Origin of the sequence: Sphingomonas sp. PP-CE-1A-559, from assembly GCF_004340965.1 — a bacterium.
Classification (GTDB): Bacteria; Pseudomonadota; Alphaproteobacteria; order Sphingomonadales; family Sphingomonadaceae; genus Sphingomonas.
Map to the genome: position 1 here is coordinate 217,181 of NZ_SLYA01000003.1, position 19,341 is coordinate 236,521.

Below are 19,341 nucleotides of genomic sequence, written 5' to 3' on the forward strand. Positions count from 1 at the left end.
CAGCAGGACTCGCACCGGTTCGGCCGGCGGGGCAGGGCCCCGACCGACGACATGGGCTTTGCCCATGTCCGCCAAGCAGACCAAAGCGGCACGCGAGAGCAATGGCTTTCGCGTGCCGCTTCGCTATTAATCCCCCAATAATCCGTCACCGGGAGCTGACATCTTGAGTATCATCGCCATGCTGGCCGCCGCCGCATCGGGAGTCGCCGGGCCAGGCTCGCCGCTCGAAATCTGGCAGCACATCGTCGCCGACTTCTCCAACCTGGGCGACCCGAAGGCGCTCGCCGCGTTCGGATCGGTCCTGATGATCGACCTCGTCCTCGCGGGCGACAACGCGATCGTCGTCGGCGCACTCGCCGCTGGGCTGCCGACCGACCAGCGCAAGAAGGTCATCCTGATCGGCATCGGCGCTGCGCTCGTGCTGCGCATCTTCTTCGCGTTGATCGTGACGTGGCTGATGGGCATCGTCGGGCTGATCTTTGCGGGCGGCCTGTTGCTGCTCTGGGTCAGCTGGAAGTTCTGGCGCGAAATCCGCGAGGGCGCGGAGAATGCCGGCTCCGAGGAAATCGAGGGCGACGAGCGTTCGGGTATCCGCTCGTCGAAGGGCTTTGCGAGCGCGGCCTGGGCCGTCGCCGTCGCCGACGTCTCGATGAGCCTCGACAACGTCCTGGCGGTCGCGGGCGCGGCGCGCGAGCATCCCGGCATCCTCGTCATCGGCCTGCTGCTGTCGGTCGCGATGATGGGCCTCGCCGCGAACTACATCGCGCGCGTCATCAACAAGTACCGCTGGATCGCGTATATCGGCCTCGCGGTGATCCTCGTGGTCGCGCTGAAGATGATCTACGAGGGCTGGGTCGGCACCGGCGAGACGCTCGGGATCATCTCGCTGCTGCGCTGATCGCGGTGCGAGTGGGATAAGAAAAGGCCTCGCCGGGATCGTCCGGCGAGGCCTTTTTCATGTCTGTCGTCAGCACCCCGTCACTCCGGAACAGGGGTGACGGGGAGGGTGTGGTTAGCCCAGATTCTCCGCGAAGAACTTGGCCGTACGCTCGTCCGCGAGCTTGGCCGATGCGTCCGAGCGACGCTCGCCGAACTCGGTCGCGAAGCCGTGGTCCTCGCCGGCATAATCGTAGATTGTCACCTTGGGGTGATCGTCTAGCCCGGCGTGCATTGCCGCCTGCGCAGCCTTGTCGACGAAGTGATCCTCCTCCGGCACGTGCAACAGCACCGGGTGCGCGATTGCATGCTTCTCGCCGAGCAGGCCGTCGATCCCGACGCCGTAATAGCCGACGCTCGCATCTACGTCGGTCCGTGCCGCGGTCATGAACGCAAGGCGTCCGCCGAGGCAATAGCCGACCACGCCGACCTTGGCGTCGTCGCCCAGTTCGGCACGGGCCGCGCGGATTGTCGCCTCGATATCGGCGATGCCCTTGTCCTGGTCGAACTGGCCCATCAGTCCGAGCGCACGGTCCATCTCGGGCTTGATGTCCGGATCGAGTTCGATGCCGGGCTCGAGGCGCCAGAACAGGTCGGGGGCGATCGCGAGATAGCCGGCCTCGGCGAGCGTATCGCACTTGCGGCGAATGCCGGCGTTCACGCCGAAGATCTCCTGGATCACGACGATCGCGGCCTTTGGCGTGCCTGCCGGGGTCGCGCGATACGCGGTGAATTCGCCATCGCCCGCGAGCGTGGCGATCTTGGTAGTGTTCGTCATAACAGTCCTCCTGGAGGCCGCTCGTGGTCGAGTAGCCGGGATTTGGTGATCGGGCCGTCCCCCGCGGAGTACGCACCAAGCGCTCCGCCGGCTCCAAGGATTCGGTGGCAGGGGACGATGATCGGAAAGGGATTGCGTGCGCACGCCTGGCCGATGGCGCGTGGGCTGGAGCCGATCGCTTTCGCGAGCGCGCCGTAGCTGGCCGTCGTGCCGTAGGCGATGTCGACGATTGCTTGGCGAAGGTCGGCACCGCGCGGGGTAGGGGAGAGCGCGAGGGGCAGGTCGAACTCGGTCAGCCGTCCGGCGAAATACGCATCCAGTTGGCGAAGTGCTTCCAGGATCGCGGGGGCATTGCTGGTCGAACCATCCTCCACGCCGATATCGATCGCGTCGATCCGGTCCCCGGTGCCGGTCACGCGGACCAGACCGATAGGCGTTGCGATCGAGGCGGCATCGCGCGCATACATTCCCCCGCTATGCAGCGCCGCGATGGACCGCTCAAGCGTCATCGAGGGTGCGTCACATGAAGATGAATATCGAGATCGAATGCACCCCCGAAGAAGCGCGCCGCGCGGTCGGGCTGCCCGACCTGACGCCGATCCACGACCGCTATATCGCGATGATGATGGAGGCGATCCCGGACGGTCAGATGAAACCCGAGATGCTCGAATCGATGATGCGCGGCTGGCAACCGATGGGCGAGGCGGGGATGGCGATGTGGAAGCGGCTGTTCGACAGCGCGACGAAAAGCGGCTGAGCTTCCCGTGAAGACGATTTTCGCGGTATCGAGCGGACGGCCGCCAGCGGCGATCGCTGTCGTTCGCGTAAGCGGCCCCGAGGCGTTTGCTGCGGCTGAGATGCTGGCAGGACCATTGCCGGCGCCGCGTCATGCCAGCCTCCGGGGACTGCGGGACAGCGATGGGGCGTTGCTCGATCGCGCGCTGGTCATCGTGTTTCCGGGACCCGCGACGGCGACCGGCGAAGATCTGGTCGAGTTTCATTGCCACGGTGGTCGCGCGGTGATCGCCGCGGTCGAGCGTGCGTTATCGGGAATGCCAGGGTTGCGGCACGCCGAGCCGGGGGAGTTCACGCGCCGTGCTTTGACCAACGGGCGGATCGACCTGACCGAGGCGGAGGGGCTCGCCGATCTTCTCGAAGCGGAGACGGAGAGCCAGCGTGTCGCGGCGATGACGGCGGCGGAGGGGCGGGTGAGTCAGGCTGTTCGCGGTTGGATGGACTCGGTCGCCATGCTGTCCGCGCGGATCGAGGCGATGCTCGACTTCGCCGACGAGGACGACGTGGCGAGCGATACTGCCGCGTTCTACGCGATCGTCTCGGAGATCGGTACGCTCGCCGCGCAGATCGAGGCGGTGGTCGACGCCCCGCCGGTCGAGCGGCTCAAGGACGGGCTGCACGTGGTCATCGGTGGTCCTCCCAACAGCGGCAAGTCGACGCTGCTCAACCTGCTCGGCGAGCGCGATGCGGCGATCGTCTCGCCGATCTCGGGAACGACGCGCGACCGGATCGACGTGCCCGTTACGCGGAACGGTGTCGCCTATGTGCTGACCGATACCGCGGGTTTGATTGACACGCTCGACCCGATCGAGGCGATCGGCGTAACGCGTGCGGAAGGTGCGCTCGCCGCGGCGGACATCGTGATGTGGCTGGCCGATACCGCGCCGCCCCGTGCGGATGCGATCTGGATCCATGCGCGCGCCGATCTCGCTGGGCGGGGGGAGCTGCCCGCCGACCGGACATTGGCGGTCTCGCAGAACGACCGTGGATCGCTCGATGCCCTTTGGGGTGAACTGCATCGGCGAGCGATTGCGATGCTGCCCCGCCGTGATGAGATCGCATTGAAACAGCATCAGCGTCGGCAGTGCGCTGCGGCAGCCGAGGCTCTTCGGTATCGAAGCTCCGATGCGCTTATCGTCGCGGAACATCTTCGGCAGGCCCGCGCGATCCTTGCTGGCGTGCTTGGGCTCGACGCGACCGGGGAGATGCTCGACGCGCTGTTCGGACGATTCTGCATCGGGAAGTGATGTTCCACGTGGAACATCTTTGACGCGTCGGTCATGGCGTTCTACGGCCGTGACATGTTCGATGTAGTGGTGGTTGGCGGTGGCCATGCCGGAACCGAAGCCGCAGCCGCGGCGGCGCGGAGGGGCGCGCGTACTGCGCTCGTGTCGTTCGACGCTGCGCATATTGGCGCGATGTCGTGCAACCCGGCGATCGGTGGACTCGGTAAAGGGCACATGGTTCGCGAGGTCGATGCGTTCGACGGGCTGATCGGTCGCGCGGCCGATGCGGCTGCGATCCACTATCGGATGCTCAATCGGAGCAAGGGTTCGGCGGTGCAGGGGCCTCGGGTCCAGGCTGATCGCCGTCTCTATTCCGGTGCGATCCAGGCGATGCTTGCGGCCACGGAAGGGCTGTCGATCGTCGAGGGCGAGGCGACGGCGTTGCATTTCGAGGGCGATCGCGTGGCGGGTGTCGTGCTGGCGGATGGCGCGATCGTGGCGGCACGCGCGGTCGTGCTGGCGACCGGCACGTTCCTCGGCGGACGTATCTTCCGGGGGGATGACCGCGAGGAGGGGGGCCGGATCGGCGAGCGTGCCGCCAAGCCACTCGCCGACCAGCTGCGTGCGCGGAACCTGCCGATGGCGCGGCTGAAGACGGGCACGCCACCGCGGCTCGACGGTCGGACGATCGACTGGGGTGCGCTTGCCGAGCAGCCGTCCGACCTCGATCCCTGGACGATGTCGCCGATGACCGGCGCGCGTCCGCTGCCGCAGATCGCGTGTGCCATCACGCGTACGACTGATCGGACGCATGCGATCATCCGTGAGGCATTCCATAGGTCGCCGCTGTTCACCGGTGCGATCGAGGCGGCGGGGCCGCGTTACTGTCCGTCGATCGAGGACAAGGTGCATCGGTTCGGCGACCGGGACGGGCATCAGGTTTTCCTCGAACCCGAGGGTCTCGACGATGCGACGGTCTATCCGAACGGGCTGTCGACGTCGCTGCCGGTCGAGGTTCAGGCGGCGATGCTGGCTAGCATTCCTGGGCTCGAGCGCGTGACGATGACCTTGCCCGGCTATGCGGTCGAGTATGATTATATCGATCCGCGGGCGCTCGATACGCGGCTTGCGCTGGGAGCGATCGAGGGGGTGTTCTGCGCGGGGCAGATCAACGGCACGACCGGGTATGAGGAAGCGGCGGGGCAGGGGCTCGTCGCTGGGCTCAATGCCGCGGCGTATGCTTGCGATCTGGCGCCGGTGATCCTGGATCGCGCGTCGAGCTATCTCGGGGTGATGATCGACGACCTCACGCTACAAGGGGTGACCGAGCCGTATCGGATGCTGACCGCACGCGCTGAGTTCCGGCTGTCGTTGCGCGCGGACAATGCCGAGACGCGTTTGGGCGATATCGCGGAGGCGGCTGGGTGTCTTGGGCCCGAGCGTCTGGCGCATCAGCATGCGCTGGCCCGGGATCGCGTCCGTTTCCGCTCGGCGCTCGACGGGGAGCGGACCGCGACCCATGTGGCCGATCAGGGTGTGGCGATTGGCCGGGATGGTGCGCGGCGGACGGCGTTCGACTGGCTCCGGTTCGAGGGGGTAACGCTCGCGCATGTCGCGCCGGACGCTGCTGAAGGCATCCCGGTGGCAGTCGTTGACGAAGTGTTAGAGGACGCGCGCTACGCTCCGTATATCGAGCGGCAGGCGCAGGAGGTCGCGCGGTTGCGGGCTGACGAGGCGATCCGTTTGCCGGAGGACCTTGCCTATGACCGCGTCCCTGGGCTGTCGAACGAGATGATTGATCGCTTGAGCGCCGCTCGCCCGACGTCGCTGGCGGCCGCGGCGCGGGTGCGGGGGATCACCCCGGCGGCTTTGTCGGCGGTATTATTGCATACGAAACGAGTGCCAGCATGACCGAAGACGAAGCGCAGAGCTGGACGACCGAGCGGTTAGGGGCGGAGGCGACCGAGCGCTTGAACGCGTTCGTATCGATGGTCGTCGCGGAAGCGCCGCATCAGAATCTGATCGCACCGTCGACGATCCCGACGATCTGGGACCGGCACGTGGTGGATTCGCTTCAGTTGGTTGCGCTTGCAGGGGCGGATACGTCGGCCAAGCGGTGGCTCGATATCGGCACTGGCGGGGGGTTTCCCGGTATGGTCGTCGCGCTGGTTCGCGAGGGGCCGGTCGATCTGGTCGAGCCTCGGCGTCGTCGTGCCGACTTCCTCCAGTTGTGTGTCGCTCGGCTTGGGCTTGGCGAACAGGTCCGCGTTCATGTCTCGAAGGTGGAGAATGCCACGGCCGACGCGTCGATCATTTCCGCCCGCGCAGTCGCGTCGTTGCAAAACCTTTTGCGTGGCGCGGCGCACTGCGCCACAACGGAGACGCGGTGGTTGCTTCCTCGGGGGCGTTTCGACGAGGAGGAGCTGGCCGCGCTCAAGCAGCATTGGCGGTTTATGTTCCACGTGGAACAAAGCGTCACGAACCCGGAGTCGTCGATCGTGGTTCTGGATCGGGTAAGCGCGCGATGATCACCATCGCGGTCGCCAATCAAAAGGGTGGGGTGGGCAAGACCACCAGCGCCATCAACCTCGCGACCGCGCTCGCGGCGACGGGGATGCGCGTGCTGCTGGTCGATCTCGACCCGCAGGGCAACGCGTCGACCGGGCTGGGCATCGGCCATTCGCAGCGCGAACGGTCGAGCTACGACGTGCTAGTCGGTGAGACGTCGATCGAGGACGCGGTGGTGCATACGCGTGTGCCGCGGCTCGATATCGTGCCGGCGACGGTCGACCTGTCGGGCGCGGAGATCGAACTGGTCGATTTCGATGCGCGTACGCACCGGCTCGATCGCGCGGTGAAGGCGGCGCAGGGGCCATGGGACATCGCGCTGATCGATTGTCCGCCGTCGCTCGGGCTGCTGACGATCAACGCGATGGTCGCGGCGGACTCGCTGCTCGTGCCGCTGCAATGCGAGTTTTTCGCGCTTGAGGGGTTGTCGCAGTTGTTGAGTACGGTCGAGCGGATTCGCCAGCGGTTCAATCCGGGTCTGTCGATCCTGGGGGTGGCGCTGACGATGTTCGATCGGCGTAACCGGCTGACCGACCAGGTTTCGGCGGACGTTCGCGCGGTTCTCGGCAAAGTGGTGTTCGAGACGGTGATCCCGCGCAACGTGCGACTGTCGGAGGCGCCGAGCCACGGGTTGCCCGCGTTGATCTACGATCATCGCTGTTCAGGGTCGCAGGCGTATATTGCGCTAGCCCGAGAGCTTATCGGGCGGCTTCCGGCAACTGCGCAGGTTGCGGCATGAGCGACGGTAACAAACGCGGCCGGCCGGGGCTGGGCAGGGGCCTCAACGCGCTGCTCGGCGAGATGGCGCGCGAGACGCCGGTGTCGGCCGATGGTGCGGCGCAGCAATCTTCGGGTGTGCGAATGTTGCCGGTCAGTTCGCTGTCGCCGCATCCCGATCAGCCGCGGCGGCATTTCGACGAGGCGATGCTCGACGAGCTGGCTGCGTCGATCGCGTCGCGCGGGCTGATCCAGCCGATCGTGGTTCGTCCGCATGGGCATGATTTCCAGATCGTCGCGGGTGAGCGGCGCTGGCGGGCGGCGCAGCGTGCGCGGCTGCACGAGGTGCCGGTCGTCGTCCGCGACTTCGACGATGCCGAGACGCTCGAGATCGCGCTGATCGAGAACATCCAGCGCGAGGATCTCAACGCGATCGAAGAGGCTCAGGCGTATCAGCGGTTGGCGGGCGAATACGGGCATACGCAGGAGGTGCTCGCCAAGATCGTCCACAAGTCGCGCAGCCATGTCGCGAACCTGCTGCGGCTGCTGGAGCTGCCGGCTCAGGTCCAGTCGCAGGTGGTCGATGGATCGCTGTCGATGGGGCATGCTCGGGCGTTGCTGGGGTCGCCGGATGTGGAATCGCTGGCGGACCAGGTGGTGTCGCGGGGGCTGTCGGTGCGCGAGACCGAGAAGCTGGCGCGTGATGCGAAGCCTGGGCGGAGTCGTGGGGGCGGTGGGTCGTCCGAGCCTCGGGTGCCGGATGCGGATATTGCGGCGTTGGAGCGGCAGTTGGCGGACTTGTTGGGGTTGCAGGTGAAGGTGGCGCATACCGAGACTGGGGGGACGTTGACGTTGAGTTACTCGACGTTGGACCAGCTGGATATGGTTTGTCAGCGGCTTACGGGTGGGGCGATCTGAGTGGCGACGGATCTCAACCCCGTTCGTCCTGAGTAGCCATCGAGTAGCGGCATCGCCGCGTATCGAGATGGCGTATCGAAGGACGGGTTGGCTCGCGGAACCCATGCTTCGATACGAGCCCTCGATACGCTCCTGACGGAGCTACTCGGTCTCTACTCAGCACGAACGGGGGGGGCGTATGCGTTAGTTTCGCCGGGCGATCGCTTGGGATAGCGCCACCACCGCTGCCTCCGCCACCACACCGCCAGCATTCCCCGACGCCATGATTGCCCGCTCGGCGGTTCGGACGCGCTGGATCGCGGTGGCGAGCATTACTGGTGACCAGCGCCGCAAGGACCGCGCGGTGCTGGCCTCTTCCTTGAAGAACACGCGGTGGCGTTTCATGACCGCGTCGACCGCTTCGCCGCGGTCGATTTCGCCGCGCATGTCGGCGAGCGCAATCAGGCGGCGGACGAGTTGGCGGAGCCAGGGGATCGGCGAGGTGCCGGCTTCTTCGAGCACGGCGAGTTCGGCGCCGAGATCGTCGACCCGGCCTTCGATTACGGCGTCGATCGCGCGGCTCATTTCCGCATCGCCTAGGTCCGCGCCGACCGCATCGAGTGCGTGGTGGTCGAGGTCCGCAGGCCGATCGGGGGCGGCGTCGAGGTATAGCGCGAGCTTCTCGATCTCTCGCGAAATGACGGCGCGGTCGCCGCCGGTCGTATCCACGAGGCGGCGGGCGACGCCGGGTGCTGGGCGTAGGCCGTTCTCGTTGGCGATCGTCGTCGCGAGGCGTTCGGCGTCCTGCGCGGTCGGGGCGTAGCAGGCGAACGCCATCGCGCGTGGGGAGTCGATCGCGAGCTTGACGATCTTGGCGGTCGATTTGACGGTGGGGGCGATCGCGACGACCGGGTTGCCGACGCGTTCGGCCGCGAGGAGGTTGGTAAAGGCTTCGAGGCTTTCCTCGCCGGCCGACGCGACGCGGACGAACCGGGCCCCGGCGAACAACGATAGCGAGGCGGCTTCGTCGGTCAGCCGGCCGGGGTCGCTTTTCAGCGTCGAGCCGTCGAGATCGACGCGTTCGGCATCCGCGCCCATCGCCTTGGCGAGTACGCGGGCGAGGTCGCTCGCGCCGGCCTCGTCGGGGCCGTGGAGCAGGTACAGGCGTATGTCGCCGCCCGGTTTGGCCAGCGCACCGCGGATCTGGCCGGCGCTGGCCTTCACTTGGCGGGCGAAGTGGCCTGCGCCGCGGCGACCGCAGGCGTGTTGCGTGCATACAGCGCAACGCGCGCGACGATCTGGTCGGCGACGATCTGCGACAGGCGTTCGAGTGCGGTGTTCTCGGCGGCGATCGTCGCATATTCCGAGCGGACGACGTCGATGCCGGCGTCGGAGCCGGCGGTCGCGTCGAGCAACACCGAATTGTCGCCGATCCGGACGAGCTGATAGCGTGCGCGCAACGTGCGGCGTTCGCGCGAGACACTGTCGTCGGTGCGCACGCCGAGGCCGCTGATCGAGTCGTCGAGGCGGATGTCGATCCGGTAGAGCGCGGGTGCGCCGTTCGAGGGCAGGCGATCGCGCAGCGCGGTTGCCATCAGCCAGCCGTTCTTGCCCGCGATCGGTGCGATCTCGACCTGGCCGAGCGCACCCGCGACTGGGCCGCTGCTTCCGCCTGCATAGAGCGGGTGAAGGCCGCAGCCCGACAGCGCGGGGGCCAGCGCGAGCGCGCCGAGGATCGCTAAGCGCTTCATGCGACGATGTTCACGAGACGGTCGGGCACGACGATCACTTTCCGGGGCGGCTTGCCCTCGAGCAGGCGGACGATCTTTTCGGAGGCGAGCGCGGCGGCTTCGACCTCGTCCTTCGGTGCGCCCTTGGGGAAGACGAGCGTGTCGCGCAGCTTGCCGTTGACCTGCACCGCGATGGTCACCTCGTCATCGACCAGCATCGCCGGATCGACGATCGGCCAGGCGGCGTCGGCGATCAGGCCGTCATTGCCCGCGGTCGCCCAGGCTTCTTCGGCGACGTGCGGGACCATCGGGCTGACGAGCAGCAGCAACGTGCGGATCGCCTGTTCACGGTCTGCGGAGGGCGCGGCCTTCTCGATCGCGCTGCACAAGCTGTAGAGCCGTGCGACGGACTTGTTGAACTGCAAGGCGTTGATATCGCTCTCAATACCTACCGTTGTGCGGTGGCAGAGTTTGCGCAAGGCGATGTCGTCGCCCTCGGCCTTGGCGGCGTCGTCGGACTCAATCAGGCGCCAGAGACGCTGGACGAACCGCCACGCGCCTTCGATGCCGGATTCGCTCCACGGGAGATCGCGTTCGGGGGGCGAGTCGGAGAGCACGAACCAGCGCACCGCGTCGGCGCCATACTGGTCGACGATCGGCTCGGGATCGACCGTGTTCTTCTTCGACTTCGACATCTTCGTCACGCGACCGACCGTCACGGGGCCACCGGTCGCGATCTCGATATACCCTGCATCGGTCTTGTGGACCTCGTCGGGAGACAGCCACTTCGTCTTCACCGGCGCGTCGCTCGAATCGTCGTCGTCGGTGTCGGACTCCGGCTGCGCGTCGCCGGCGTCGCCTCGGCTATACGTCTCGTGCGTGACCATGCCTTGCGTGAACAGCCCGGCGAACGGCTCGGCGATGTCGAGCATGCCGATATGCTTCAGCGCGCGCGTCCAGAAGCGGGCGTAGAGCAGGTGCAGGATCGCGTGCTCGACGCCGCCGATATACTGGTTGACCGGCAGCCACTTCTCCGCGCCCGACCGGTCGAACGGCTTGGCGTCCGGCTGGCTGGCGAAGCGGATGAAATACCACGACGAATCGACGAACGTGTCGAGCGTATCGGTCTCGCGTCGGGCAGGGCCTGCGCAGGACGGGCAGGGGACGTGCTTCCAGGTCGGATGGCGATCGAGCGGGTTGCCGGGGATGTCGAAGCTGACGTCCTCGGGCAGGACGATCGGCAGTTGGTCCTTGGGCACGGGCACCGCGCCGCATGCGTCGCAGTGGATGATCGGGATCGGCGTGCCCCAGTAGCGCTGGCGGCTGACGCCCCAGTCGCGCAGGCGGAACACGGTCGTGCCTTTGCCCCAGCCTTCGCTCTCGGCGCGCTCGATCACGACGCGCTTGGCGTCCTCGATGTCCATACCGTCGAGGAAATGCGAGTTCACGATCGTGCCGGCGCCGGTCCAGGCGATGTCGCCGACGAACACGGGGGCTTCGTCATCGCCTTCGCTGACGACGCGCTTGACGGGCAGGTCGTATTTGCGCGCGAAATCGAGATCGCGCTGGTCGTGCGCTGGCACGCCGAACACCGCGCCGGTGCCGTATTCCATCAGCACGAAGTTCGCGATGTAGACGGGGAGGTGCCACGTCTTGTCGAGCGGATGCACCGCGCGGATGCCGGTGTCGAAGCCGAGCTTTTCCTGCGTATCGAGTTCCGCCGCGGTGGTGCCGCCGCGCTTGCAGAGCTCGATGAAGGCCGCGGCGTCGGGGTTCGTCTCGGCGATGGCGCGCGCGATCGGGTGATCCGCGGCGACCGCGACGAAGCTGGAGCCGAACATCGTGTCGGGGCGCGTGGTGAAGACCTCGACGCTGTCTATTCCCCTTCCGCTTGCGGGAGGGGTCAGGGGAGGGGAGGCATCCTCGGACGCTGCCGTAGTGTTCGTGTCAGGCCCTCCCCCGACCCCTCCCGCGAGCGGGAAGGGAGCAGTGAGGTCGAACTTGAACTGCAGGCCCTGGCTGCGGCCGATCCAGTTTTCCTGCATCAACTTGACCTTGTCGGGCCAATGCTCGAGCGCGCCGAGGCCGTCGACCAGCTCGTCGGCGAAGTCGGTGATCTTCAGGAACCACTGCGACAGCTTCCGCCGCTCGACCAGCGCGCCCGAACGCCAGCCACGACCGTCGATCACCTGCTCGTTGGCGAGCACGGTCATGTCGACCGGGTCCCAGTTGACCGCCGATTCCTTGCGGTACACGAGGCCGGCCGCGAAGAGGTCGAGGAACAGCGCCTGCTCGTGGCCGTAATATTCAGGCTCGCAGGTCGCAAGCTCGCGCGTCCAGTCGAGCGCGAAGCCCAGCCGCTTCAACTGCGCCTTCATCGTCGCGATGTTGGCGCGCGTCCAGGTACCCGGGTGCACGCCCTTTTCCATCGCCGCGTTTTCGGCGGGCATGCCGAACGCGTCCCAGCCCATCGGATGGAGCACTTCCATGCCTTTCATCCGACGGAACCGCGCGAGCACGTCGCCCATCGTGTAGTTCCGGACATGCCCCATGTGGATGCGCCCCGACGGATAGGGGAACATCTCGAGCACGTACGAACGCGGCTTGGTCGACAGGTCGTCCGCGGCGAACGTCTTGCGCTCGTCCCAGATTTTCTGCCACGCCGCGTCCGCCTTCAACGCATTGAAACGCGACGCCATTATATCAGTCCTCAGCCCGCGATCGAGGCGCGGCGCAGGTCGCGGGCCTTGGTCAGGATAATGTCCTCGAGCTTCTGCGTGGTCGCGGCCTGGACCGGCGACGAGACCCACTGGCCATTGCGGTTGACTTCGCGGAGGGCGGCGACGCGCAGCGCATCGGCGCGCAGATCCTGGTCGAGGATCGAGACGGTGACCTTCATGCGCTCGGTCGGGGTCTGCGGATTGATGTACCAGTCGGTGACGATCACGCCGCCGTTGGAGTCGGTCTGCAGCAGCGGCATGAAGCCCAGCGTGTCGAGGCTCGCGCGCCACAGGTAGCTGTTGACGCCGATCGTGGTGATCTTCGACGCGGCGAGATCCGCCTTGGGACGCGCCGATCCGCCGCCGCAAGCGACGAGAGGCAGGGCAAACAGCACGACTGCGATACGCGAGCGGCGGAACATGGGCATCATCCTGGCAAGAAAATCAGCCCTTGCTCTACAGGCGAGCCCGCGCGCCCGCAAGCAGACGCCGGCGTGCGCGACGAGCGTATGCGCGGGGGGCTGCCCCGACTGGGAGAGCAACCGATTCGGTAGCGCTATCGCAGCGATCTGTGTGCTGATTGCAACACTGTCCGACAATTCGGCGACAAAGGGTGGGAATGGGCGGTTCTGCGGCCTTTGCTGTGGATCAATTCATGTTAGATGCGGTTGAACAGGATCCGATTACGGGATTCGAAGGACAGATTCGTTGTGATGACGCGTGGGGGAATAGTTGGGGTGGTTGCCGGGGCGCTTGTCGCCACCGCCGCAATCGTCGCGCCTGCCTTCGGCGCCAGCGAACAGCCCGCCCGGATCGCCAAGCATAACGTCGCCGCGGTTCGCGGTATCGGATCGTTTACCCCGGCCGCCGCCGACCCCCGCCTTGCCGCGATGTTCGCGCGCGGTGGCTTCGACGCCGGCAGCTTCAAGTTCACGCCCGCCGAGACGCGCCAGGATAACCGCGCTGTGACCGTTGCGGTCCGGGCGCAGACCAACCGCGGTGTCGCGAACACGGCCAGCCTCGCTTCGACCACGCCGACCGTCGGTATTGCGCCGATCGCGTACAACCTCGGCATGTCGGTCGGCTGGAAGCGGTTCGCGATCTCGGGTGACGTGAACAAGCTCGATCTCGGTGTGATGCCGGGTGGGCGCGAGGCGGCTGACCTTGCGGTAAGCTATAGCGCCAAGCGCTTCAGCGGCACGGTGAAGGCTGCGGCGGATCGCCCGCTGTCGAGCGCACCGCGGCTTGTCGAGGACGCGCCGAGCTATTCGGTCGATCTTGGCGGGTCTTACGCTCTGACGCGTAGCCTCGCGGTGACCGCGGGCGTGCGGTATCGGTCGGACCGCGAGCGCTTCGTGAAGGTCGATGACGATCGTCGCGACAGCCAGGCCGTGTATCTGGGCACCGCCTTCCGCTTCTAGGCGTTCGACGAAGCTAGGCTCGTCGGGAATCGAGACCGATCGTGGCCAGCAGGATCGGGGTGGTGCGCAACTCTCCCTTCCCGTCATCCTGACTTTCGTCAGGATGACGGCGTACTATAGGCATCCAGGCATCGATCGCGGCCCAGCCGTGGAAGCCGAAACGCTGGATGCGCCGCCAGTGCGACTCGGTCATTCCGCCTAGTGCGATCATTGGTATCCCGAGTCCGCGTCCGATCCGCATAGCCTGCGCCGGACCGATCCCCGGCGTGCCGTCGTGCGACCGGGTGGGATGGATCGGCGACACGAACAGCGCATCGGCCCCGGCGTGCTTGCCGGCCAAGGCCTCACCTCGTGAATGCGCAGGCCAGGTTCTGGTCCCATGGGTCTTTGCCCGACCATGCACGCCGTCGGCCGCGATCACAGGCTTTCCCGCCACCACGACGACCAGCCGGCGCGCCTGTGCGATCCGCTTAACCCGGCGCAGCAATGCCCGCCGATCTCGCTCGGGCGTGGCATAATGCCGAAACACCACGCCGGATCCCGGCGGCAATCGCCTGAGCGCAGGCCACAAGGCGTCGCCCATCCGCTCGTCGGTCATCAGCCAGCGCGCGGGAATGGGGTTACGACGGGCCACGCCGCTGCCTATAGCGCGCCGCATGATTGCTGACGACACCACCAAATTGCAGGCCATCCGCACCCGGATCGCCAAGGCCGCCGAGATCGCGGATCGCCGCGCGGACGACGTGACGCTGATCGCGGTCTCCAAGACGCATCCGGTCGAGGCGATCGAACCGCTGCTCGTCGAAGGCCAGCGGGTATTCGGCGAAAACCGTGTGCAGGAAGCGTCCGAGAAATGGCCGGCGTTGCGCGAGACATATCCCGACGTCGAACTGCATCTGATCGGCCAGCTTCAGTCGAACAAGGCGGCCGAGGCGGTGGCGCTGTTCGACTGCATTCATGCGGTCGATCGCCCGTCGCTGGTCACCGCGCTGGGGAAGGCGATAGCGGCGAGCGATCGTCGGCCGGACTGTTTCCTCCAGGTCAACATTGGCGACGAACCGCAAAAGGGTGGCTGCGCGATCGCCGACCTGCCCGCGCTGGTGGAGCAGGCGCGTGCTGCCGGCCTGCCGATCGCCGGGCTGACGTGCCTGCCGCCCGCTGACATCGAACCGGCGCCGTATTTCGCGCTGTTGGCAAAGCTCGCGCGCGATCACGGGCTGACTGGCCTCAGCATGGGCATGTCCGACGACTTCGAAACAGCCGTGACGATCGGCGCGACTCATGTCCGCATCGGCAGCGCGCTGTTCGGCGCGCGGGGGACGGACGCATGAGCATACCGGTTCGGTTCGACGCGCTGCTATTCGATTTCGACGGCGTGCTGATCGACAGCGAAGCCGTCGGCAACCGCCACATCGCCGAATGGCTTACCGCCGCGGGGCACCCGACCAGCGCCGAAGATTCGATGGCGAATTTCATGGGGCTCGCCGGGCCGCAGTTTATCGATGCGATCGAGCGCTGGATCGACCGGCCGCTCCCCGAGGAGTTCTACGCCGCGCGGAAGGCCGAGGACGAGCGTGCGATGGCGGCTGGCGTCGACGCGATCGAAGGCGCGGTGGCGTTCGTCCGCTCGCTCCCTGTCGATTTGCCCAAGGCGATTGTGTCTTCGAGCCCGGTAGCTTGGATCGCGCGGCATCTGGAGCATATCGGCCTGCGCGATGCGTTCGGCGACCATCTCTATAGCGGGCGTGAGCATGTGACGAACGGCAAGCCGGCGCCTGATCTGTATCTGTTCGGGGCGCGGCAACTTGGGGTCGATATCGCGCGGACGGCGATCCTCGAGGATTCGCCGGTGGGGGCGACTGGGGCGGTGGCGTCGGGGGGCTACGTCATCGGCTTGTCGGCGGGGTCGCATTGCAATGCGGAGCATGGTGCTCGGCTTAAGGCGATCGGTGTCGACGCGCTGGCGGAGAGCTTCGACGACGTGGCGCAGTTGATCGGGACGAACTGACCGTTCCCGCCGTCATGCCGGGCTTGTTCCGGCATCCACCGTTCCGCATGACCATCCGCCGTTGATACGCGGCACGGTGGACCCCGGAACAAGTCCGGGGTGACGGAGAGGGGATTGGCACCACAACCCGTTTTCCTGCGAATGCAGGAATCCAGGGTAACCACGGACTGGGCTCGGTACCCTGGGCTCCTGCGTTCGCAGGAGAACCGCTAACTCCGCTTCCGCCGCCAGATCGCACCGATCCCCGCGACCAGATCATACGGGATCGCCGCCGCTTCCCGCGACCGCATCTTGAACTGGTACCGCCGGCTCCCGCCATGCGGCACGTGGATCGCGCTCGCGGGCATGCCGAGCATCGCGAACAGCATGCGGATGCGGGGCTGGTGGTAGCCGTCGGTGCAGATCATGCACTGCGCATACTGGCCCGCGCGTGCGAAAGCCGTCGCCGCGACGACGCTCTGCAACGTGTCCACGCTGGCTTCGTCGAGATGGATTCGCGACCGGTCGACCGTTTCCGCCAGGACATCCGCCATCACCGAGGCTTCCGAAGGCCCATGCGTGCCCTTTGCGCCCGAGCAGAACAGGTCCGCATCGACGTAGCGCGCCGCCGCGGCCGCTGCGAATGCGATGCGGCGGGCAAGCGTCGGGCTCGGGCTGCCGTCAGGACGAACGGCCGCGCCGAACACCACGATCAAACGTCGTGAGGGTGGAATGTCGGTCAGAACTGATGGCCCGTGCGGTCGCGCTTGGTCGCGAGATACTGCGCGTTGTGCGGGTTCGACGGGAGGAAATGCGGTACGCGTTCGATCACGGTCACGCCTGCGGCTTCGAGCCCGGCGACCTTGGCGGGGTTGTTGGTCAGCAACCGTATTTCGCGCTGGCCGAGCAGCGTCAGCATCCGCGCCGCCACCCCGAAATCGCGCGCATCGACCGCGAAGCCGAGCCGCGTGTTCGCATCGACCGTGTCGAACCCCTGGTCCTGCAACGCATACGCGCGCAGCTTGTTGACCAGCCCGATGCCGCGGCCTTCCTGCCGCAGATAGAGCAGGATCCCCCAGCCGCCATGCTGGATCGCGTGGATCGCGGCGTGCAACTGCGGCCCGCAATCGCATTTGAGGCTGCCGAGCACGTCGCCCGTCAGGCATTCGCTGTGGAGGCGGACGAGCGGCGGCTGGCCGTTGGGCTGGCCGATCAGCAGCGCGATGTGCTCGTCCGCGCTTTCGGGGCTGCGGAAGGCGACGATCTCCGCGTCCTCCGCGCCCTCGACGGGGAGGCGTGCGCGTGCCGCGAGCGTCAGTCGGTTCGCGTCCTCGTGTGCGTCGATGTCCGCGGTGGTTATGCGGACTTCGGGCTCGCCGGTGCCAAGGAAGAAGGCCGGCAGCAATCCCGCGATCCGGGCAAGGCGCAAGGCAGCTGCCGCCGCGTCCGGATCGGCGAGCGGGAGCGTCTGGAACGGACCCTTGAGGGGGGTGGCTAGGTCGAATTGCGGATCGGCCAACGCGGTCGCGGCGGCGAAGTCGATCCAGGGGGCGCGATCGACGAGCACGGGCTCGGTCGGATCCGCCGCCGCGATCTGGTTCGCGAGCTTCAACGTTGCCGCGCGGCCCGACGAGATCAAGACACCGCCGTTCGCATCGGGATCGAACGCGGCCAACCGCTCGGCATCCGCTGTCTCGACTGCGAGCAGGACAAGCCCGTCGATCGCGATCGGCCAGCCGCGCCTGAGCGCATCGACCGCGCGGGCGGCGGCGCGGGGATTACTCAAAACGCGAACTCGGTCATGATCGGGACGTGGTCGGACGGCTTCAGCCAGCTTCGGCAGCGCTCATAGACGTGGTGCGACACCGCGGCTTCGGCGGCGGCACCGGTCGCCCACATATGATCGAGCCGGCGACCGCGGTCCGAGGCTGCCCAATCCTTCGCGCGGTAGCTCCACCAGGTGAACAGGCGGGCGGGGGCAGGGTGGAAGCGGCGGCCGAGATCGACCCAGTCGCCTGCCGCCTGCAACTTGCCGAGCGCCTCGACCTCAATGGGAGTGTGGCTGACGACGTCGAGCAACTGCTTGTGGCTCCAGACGTCCGATTCGAGCGGGGCGATGTTGAAGTCGCCGACCAGGATGGTGGGGCCGGGGAGGGTTTCCGACCAGGTCGTCATGCGCTCGATGAAGTCGAGTTTCTGGCCGAACTTGGGGTTCACCTCGCGGTCGGGGACATCGCCGCCAGCGGGGACGTAGACGTTCTCGAGCCGTACGCCGTTCTCCAGCCGGACGCCGATGTGGCGCGCCTCGCTGTTCGCCTGCCAGTCGAAGCGGTCGTCCTCGACGATCGGGACCCGGCTGAGGATCGCGACGCCATGGTGCATGCGCTGGCCGTGCAGGACGATGTGCTCGTAGCCGAGCGCGCGGAACGCCTCCAACGGGAAGTCGCCGTCGATCACCTTCGTCTCCTGCAGGCACAGGATGTCGGGCTGCTCGTCGCGCAGAAACTGTTCGACGATGGCGATCCGAAAACGGACCGAGTTGATGTTCCAGGAGACGATCTTCACCGGCGCGATGTAGCGTTGCGGGGGGGTGGGGACAAGGAAGCGGGTGCGGACCTTGAAGAAGGGAGAAGGCGCCATCGGCAAAGCCGCTGTCGTCGACCGGGCTTTGCCCGTCGGCCGCGCTTGAGCGAGTCAGGCAAAATCTTTTTGCCTGCCGCTCTACGCGAAAGACCCTCGCTCCGGGGGCATGGAGCGAGGGCCAACTCAGCGTTCGTCACGCAGGCGAGAGGTGAGAAAACCATCCGGGCAACAGGGGGAAAAATCCCGAATGCCCCACATCCGCGAGCCACTCTCTAGGGGGCCGAACCTGTCGCTTGCATGAATGACACGAATTTTATGTTATTTTCTTACACCCGTGCGGCGTGGATCGTTCCAGCGGAAGCTGTTGTCGCTGACAGGTTCGCCGAACTTCTGGTTGGTCAGGCGGATCGTCGTCCGGTTGTTCTGGCTGTCGAGCGCGACCCAGCCCTGCAGCATCAGCCCGCCCGGCGCGCTCGCGTTGCGGACGAACACCAGCGTGATCCGGCCATATTCGGGGTGCTTGGGATCGTTCGCCTCGACCGACACGATCCGCTGGTCGTAGCCGGGGACGAGTTTGGCATAGCGTGTAATGTCGCGCGTCGGATCGAGCAGCACGCCGAGCGGCGAGTTCTTGATCGGCCAGCGCTGCACCTGCTTCACCGAATAATCGATGAAGGTGAGCGCGCCGCCCTCCGCAACGATCAGGATCGGCACGCCCTTTTCATACTGGAAACGCAGCTTGCCAGGCTTCTTCAGCGTCAGCACGCCGGTCAGCACCTTGCCGTTGCGATCCGCCTGCGAGAAATTCGCGGTCATCGTCTCGACCGATTGCAGGTGCTTCTGCACGGCGGCGAGGTCACCAGTCGCCTGCGCGGCGATCGGGGAGGGCACGGCGGCGACGGACAAAGCGGCGATCGTCGCGATCACCGCGGGGCGGGTATTGAACATCGAAATCTCCTCAAGGCGCGACCGTTGCCCGCCCG

The 19,341-nt window shown here is 66.6% G+C and carries 21 protein-coding genes; 10 read left to right on the top strand and 11 right to left on the bottom strand.

Annotation, left to right across the window (positions count from 1 at the left end):
- Nucleotides 1-178 precede the first annotated feature (178 nt).
- The gene (locus tag C8J42_RS11300; protein ID WP_060526119.1) at nucleotides 179-898 is read left to right on the top strand and encodes a TerC family protein; all 720 of its coding nucleotides are present in this window, start codon (nucleotides 179-181) and stop codon (nucleotides 896-898) included.
- A 114-nt stretch (nucleotides 899-1,012) separates the two neighbouring features.
- On the opposite strand, the gene C8J42_RS11305 is transcribed toward C8J42_RS11300, so the two are convergent.
- Both C8J42_RS11305 and C8J42_RS11310 read right to left on the bottom strand, forming a co-directional pair.
- Complete coding sequence (locus C8J42_RS11305) at nucleotides 1,013-1,714, bottom strand: dienelactone hydrolase family protein (protein WP_133020138.1); 702 nt, start codon at nucleotides 1,712-1,714, stop codon at nucleotides 1,013-1,015.
- Complete coding sequence (locus C8J42_RS11310; RefSeq protein ID WP_133020452.1) at nucleotides 1,711-2,181, bottom strand: methylated-DNA--[protein]-cysteine S-methyltransferase; 471 nt, start codon at nucleotides 2,179-2,181, stop codon at nucleotides 1,711-1,713. Before C8J42_RS11310 ends, C8J42_RS11305 begins: the two co-directional genes overlap by 4 nt.
- A gap of 56 nt (nucleotides 2,182-2,237) precedes the next feature.
- Between C8J42_RS11310 and C8J42_RS11315 the strand changes: the two genes are divergently transcribed.
- The 6 genes from C8J42_RS11315 to C8J42_RS11340 are packed head-to-tail and all read left to right on the top strand — an operon-like array spanning nucleotide 2,238 to nucleotide 7,938.
- On the top strand, nucleotides 2,238-2,471 hold the full coding sequence (locus C8J42_RS11315) for a DUF6489 family protein (protein WP_056053820.1): 234 nt from the start codon (nucleotides 2,238-2,240) through the stop codon (nucleotides 2,469-2,471).
- A gap of 7 nt (nucleotides 2,472-2,478) precedes the next feature.
- A complete protein-coding gene (gene mnmE / locus C8J42_RS11320; protein ID WP_133020139.1) occupies nucleotides 2,479-3,756 on the top strand; it encodes a tRNA uridine-5-carboxymethylaminomethyl(34) synthesis GTPase MnmE in 1,278 nt (425 codons plus the stop codon).
- A gap of 54 nt (nucleotides 3,757-3,810) precedes the next feature.
- Nucleotides 3,811-5,646, top strand: a complete 1,836-nt coding sequence (mnmG, locus tag C8J42_RS11325; protein ID WP_133020140.1) for a tRNA uridine-5-carboxymethylaminomethyl(34) synthesis enzyme MnmG — start codon at nucleotides 3,811-3,813, stop codon at nucleotides 5,644-5,646.
- Nucleotides 5,643-6,263, top strand: coding sequence for a 16S rRNA (guanine(527)-N(7))-methyltransferase RsmG (gene rsmG / locus C8J42_RS11330; protein ID WP_133020141.1), 621 nt, complete (start codon nucleotides 5,643-5,645; stop codon nucleotides 6,261-6,263). The genes mnmG and rsmG overlap by 4 nt, the downstream gene beginning before the upstream one ends.
- Complete coding sequence (locus tag C8J42_RS11335) at nucleotides 6,260-7,042, top strand: AAA family ATPase (RefSeq protein WP_056064325.1); 783 nt, start codon at nucleotides 6,260-6,262, stop codon at nucleotides 7,040-7,042. The genes rsmG and C8J42_RS11335 overlap by 4 nt, the downstream gene beginning before the upstream one ends.
- Complete coding sequence (locus tag C8J42_RS11340; RefSeq protein WP_133020142.1) at nucleotides 7,039-7,938, top strand: ParB/RepB/Spo0J family partition protein; 900 nt, start codon at nucleotides 7,039-7,041, stop codon at nucleotides 7,936-7,938. Before C8J42_RS11335 ends, C8J42_RS11340 begins: the two co-directional genes overlap by 4 nt.
- Nucleotides 7,939-8,121: 183 nt before the next feature.
- On the opposite strand, the gene holA is transcribed toward C8J42_RS11340, so the two are convergent.
- Genes holA through C8J42_RS11360 form a run of 4 tightly spaced genes read right to left on the bottom strand, consistent with a single transcriptional unit; the run spans nucleotide 8,122 to nucleotide 12,789 of the window.
- Nucleotides 8,122-9,141 (bottom strand): DNA polymerase III subunit delta, encoded by a 1,020-nt coding sequence (gene holA / locus C8J42_RS11345; RefSeq protein ID WP_056053835.1) that lies wholly within the window; start codon nucleotides 9,139-9,141, stop codon nucleotides 8,122-8,124.
- Entirely contained in the window at nucleotides 9,138-9,668 is a 531-nt protein-coding gene (gene lptE / locus C8J42_RS11350) for an LPS assembly lipoprotein LptE (protein ID WP_133020143.1), read from the bottom strand. The genes holA and lptE overlap by 4 nt, the downstream gene beginning before the upstream one ends.
- Nucleotides 9,665-12,346, bottom strand: coding sequence for a leucine--tRNA ligase (gene leuS / locus C8J42_RS11355; protein WP_133020144.1), 2,682 nt, complete (start codon nucleotides 12,344-12,346; stop codon nucleotides 9,665-9,667). Before leuS ends, lptE begins: the two co-directional genes overlap by 4 nt.
- An 11-nt stretch (nucleotides 12,347-12,357) precedes the next feature.
- Entirely contained in the window at nucleotides 12,358-12,789 is a 432-nt protein-coding gene (locus C8J42_RS11360) for a DUF3576 domain-containing protein (protein WP_056053843.1), read from the bottom strand.
- Nucleotides 12,790-13,080: 291 nt separating this feature from the next.
- Here C8J42_RS11360 and C8J42_RS11365 point away from each other — a divergent pair, with 291 nt between their 5' ends.
- Nucleotides 13,081-13,788, top strand: coding sequence for a hypothetical protein (locus C8J42_RS11365; RefSeq protein WP_192976718.1), 708 nt, complete (start codon nucleotides 13,081-13,083; stop codon nucleotides 13,786-13,788).
- A gap of 13 nt (nucleotides 13,789-13,801) precedes the next feature.
- On the opposite strand, the gene C8J42_RS11370 is transcribed toward C8J42_RS11365, so the two are convergent.
- Nucleotides 13,802-14,386 (bottom strand): thiamine phosphate synthase, encoded by a 585-nt coding sequence (locus C8J42_RS11370; protein WP_133020453.1) that lies wholly within the window; start codon nucleotides 14,384-14,386, stop codon nucleotides 13,802-13,804.
- Nucleotides 14,387-14,444: 58 nt separating this feature from the next.
- On the opposite strand from C8J42_RS11370, the gene C8J42_RS11375 reads away from it, so the two are divergent.
- Together C8J42_RS11375 and C8J42_RS11380 are read left to right on the top strand one after the other, a co-directional pair.
- Nucleotides 14,445-15,119 carry a YggS family pyridoxal phosphate-dependent enzyme gene (locus C8J42_RS11375; protein WP_133020145.1) on the top strand — a complete coding sequence of 225 codons (675 nt, stop codon included), beginning with the start codon at nucleotides 14,445-14,447 and terminating at the stop codon, nucleotides 15,117-15,119.
- Nucleotides 15,116-15,796, top strand: coding sequence for an HAD family phosphatase (locus C8J42_RS11380; protein ID WP_133020146.1), 681 nt, complete (start codon nucleotides 15,116-15,118; stop codon nucleotides 15,794-15,796). The genes C8J42_RS11375 and C8J42_RS11380 overlap by 4 nt, the downstream gene beginning before the upstream one ends.
- Nucleotides 15,797-16,005: 209 nt before the next feature.
- On the opposite strand, the gene C8J42_RS20120 is transcribed toward C8J42_RS11380, so the two are convergent.
- The 4 genes from C8J42_RS20120 to C8J42_RS11400 form a co-directional block, all read right to left on the bottom strand.
- Nucleotides 16,006-16,485, bottom strand: a complete 480-nt coding sequence (locus C8J42_RS20120) for a YdcF family protein (RefSeq protein WP_165895478.1) — start codon at nucleotides 16,483-16,485, stop codon at nucleotides 16,006-16,008.
- Nucleotides 16,486-16,514: 29 nt separating this feature from the next.
- Nucleotides 16,515-17,561, bottom strand: a complete 1,047-nt coding sequence (gene ribA, locus C8J42_RS11390; protein WP_133020148.1) for a GTP cyclohydrolase II — start codon at nucleotides 17,559-17,561, stop codon at nucleotides 16,515-16,517.
- A complete protein-coding gene (locus tag C8J42_RS11395; protein WP_133020454.1) occupies nucleotides 17,558-18,340 on the bottom strand; it encodes an exodeoxyribonuclease III in 783 nt (260 codons plus the stop codon). The genes ribA and C8J42_RS11395 overlap by 4 nt, the downstream gene beginning before the upstream one ends.
- Before the next feature lie 336 nt (nucleotides 18,341-18,676).
- Entirely contained in the window at nucleotides 18,677-19,306 is a 630-nt protein-coding gene (locus tag C8J42_RS11400; protein WP_133020149.1) for an outer membrane lipoprotein carrier protein LolA, read from the bottom strand.
- Nucleotides 19,307-19,341 lie beyond the last annotated feature (35 nt).

Coding starts and splice junctions, on each gene's coding strand:
- C8J42_RS11300 (WP_060526119.1), top strand. CDS start 179: ATGCTGGCCGCCGCCGCATCGGGAGTCGCCGGGCCAGGCTCGCCGCTC.
- C8J42_RS11305 (WP_133020138.1), bottom strand. CDS start 1,714: ATGACGAACACTACCAAGATCGCCACGCTCGCGGGCGATGGCGAATTC.
- C8J42_RS11310 (WP_133020452.1), bottom strand. CDS start 2,181: ATGTATGCGCGCGATGCCGCCTCGATCGCAACGCCTATCGGTCTGGTC.
- C8J42_RS11315 (WP_056053820.1), top strand. CDS start 2,238: ATGAAGATGAATATCGAGATCGAATGCACCCCCGAAGAAGCGCGCCGC.
- mnmG (WP_133020140.1), top strand. CDS start 3,811: ATGTTCGATGTAGTGGTGGTTGGCGGTGGCCATGCCGGAACCGAAGCC.
- rsmG (WP_133020141.1), top strand. CDS start 5,643: ATGACCGAAGACGAAGCGCAGAGCTGGACGACCGAGCGGTTAGGGGCG.
- C8J42_RS11335 (WP_056064325.1), top strand. CDS start 6,260: ATGATCACCATCGCGGTCGCCAATCAAAAGGGTGGGGTGGGCAAGACC.
- C8J42_RS11340 (WP_133020142.1), top strand. CDS start 7,039: ATGAGCGACGGTAACAAACGCGGCCGGCCGGGGCTGGGCAGGGGCCTC.
- lptE (WP_133020143.1), bottom strand. CDS start 9,668: ATGAAGCGCTTAGCGATCCTCGGCGCGCTCGCGCTGGCCCCCGCGCTG.
- leuS (WP_133020144.1), bottom strand. CDS start 12,346: ATGGCGTCGCGTTTCAATGCGTTGAAGGCGGACGCGGCGTGGCAGAAA.
- C8J42_RS11360 (WP_056053843.1), bottom strand. CDS start 12,789: ATGTTCCGCCGCTCGCGTATCGCAGTCGTGCTGTTTGCCCTGCCTCTC.
- C8J42_RS11365 (WP_192976718.1), top strand. CDS start 13,081: ATGACGCGTGGGGGAATAGTTGGGGTGGTTGCCGGGGCGCTTGTCGCC.
- C8J42_RS11370 (WP_133020453.1), bottom strand. CDS start 14,386: ATGACCGACGAGCGGATGGGCGACGCCTTGTGGCCTGCGCTCAGGCGA.
- C8J42_RS11375 (WP_133020145.1), top strand. CDS start 14,445: ATGATTGCTGACGACACCACCAAATTGCAGGCCATCCGCACCCGGATC.
- C8J42_RS11380 (WP_133020146.1), top strand. CDS start 15,116: ATGAGCATACCGGTTCGGTTCGACGCGCTGCTATTCGATTTCGACGGC.
- C8J42_RS11400 (WP_133020149.1), bottom strand. CDS start 19,306: ATGTTCAATACCCGCCCCGCGGTGATCGCGACGATCGCCGCTTTGTCC.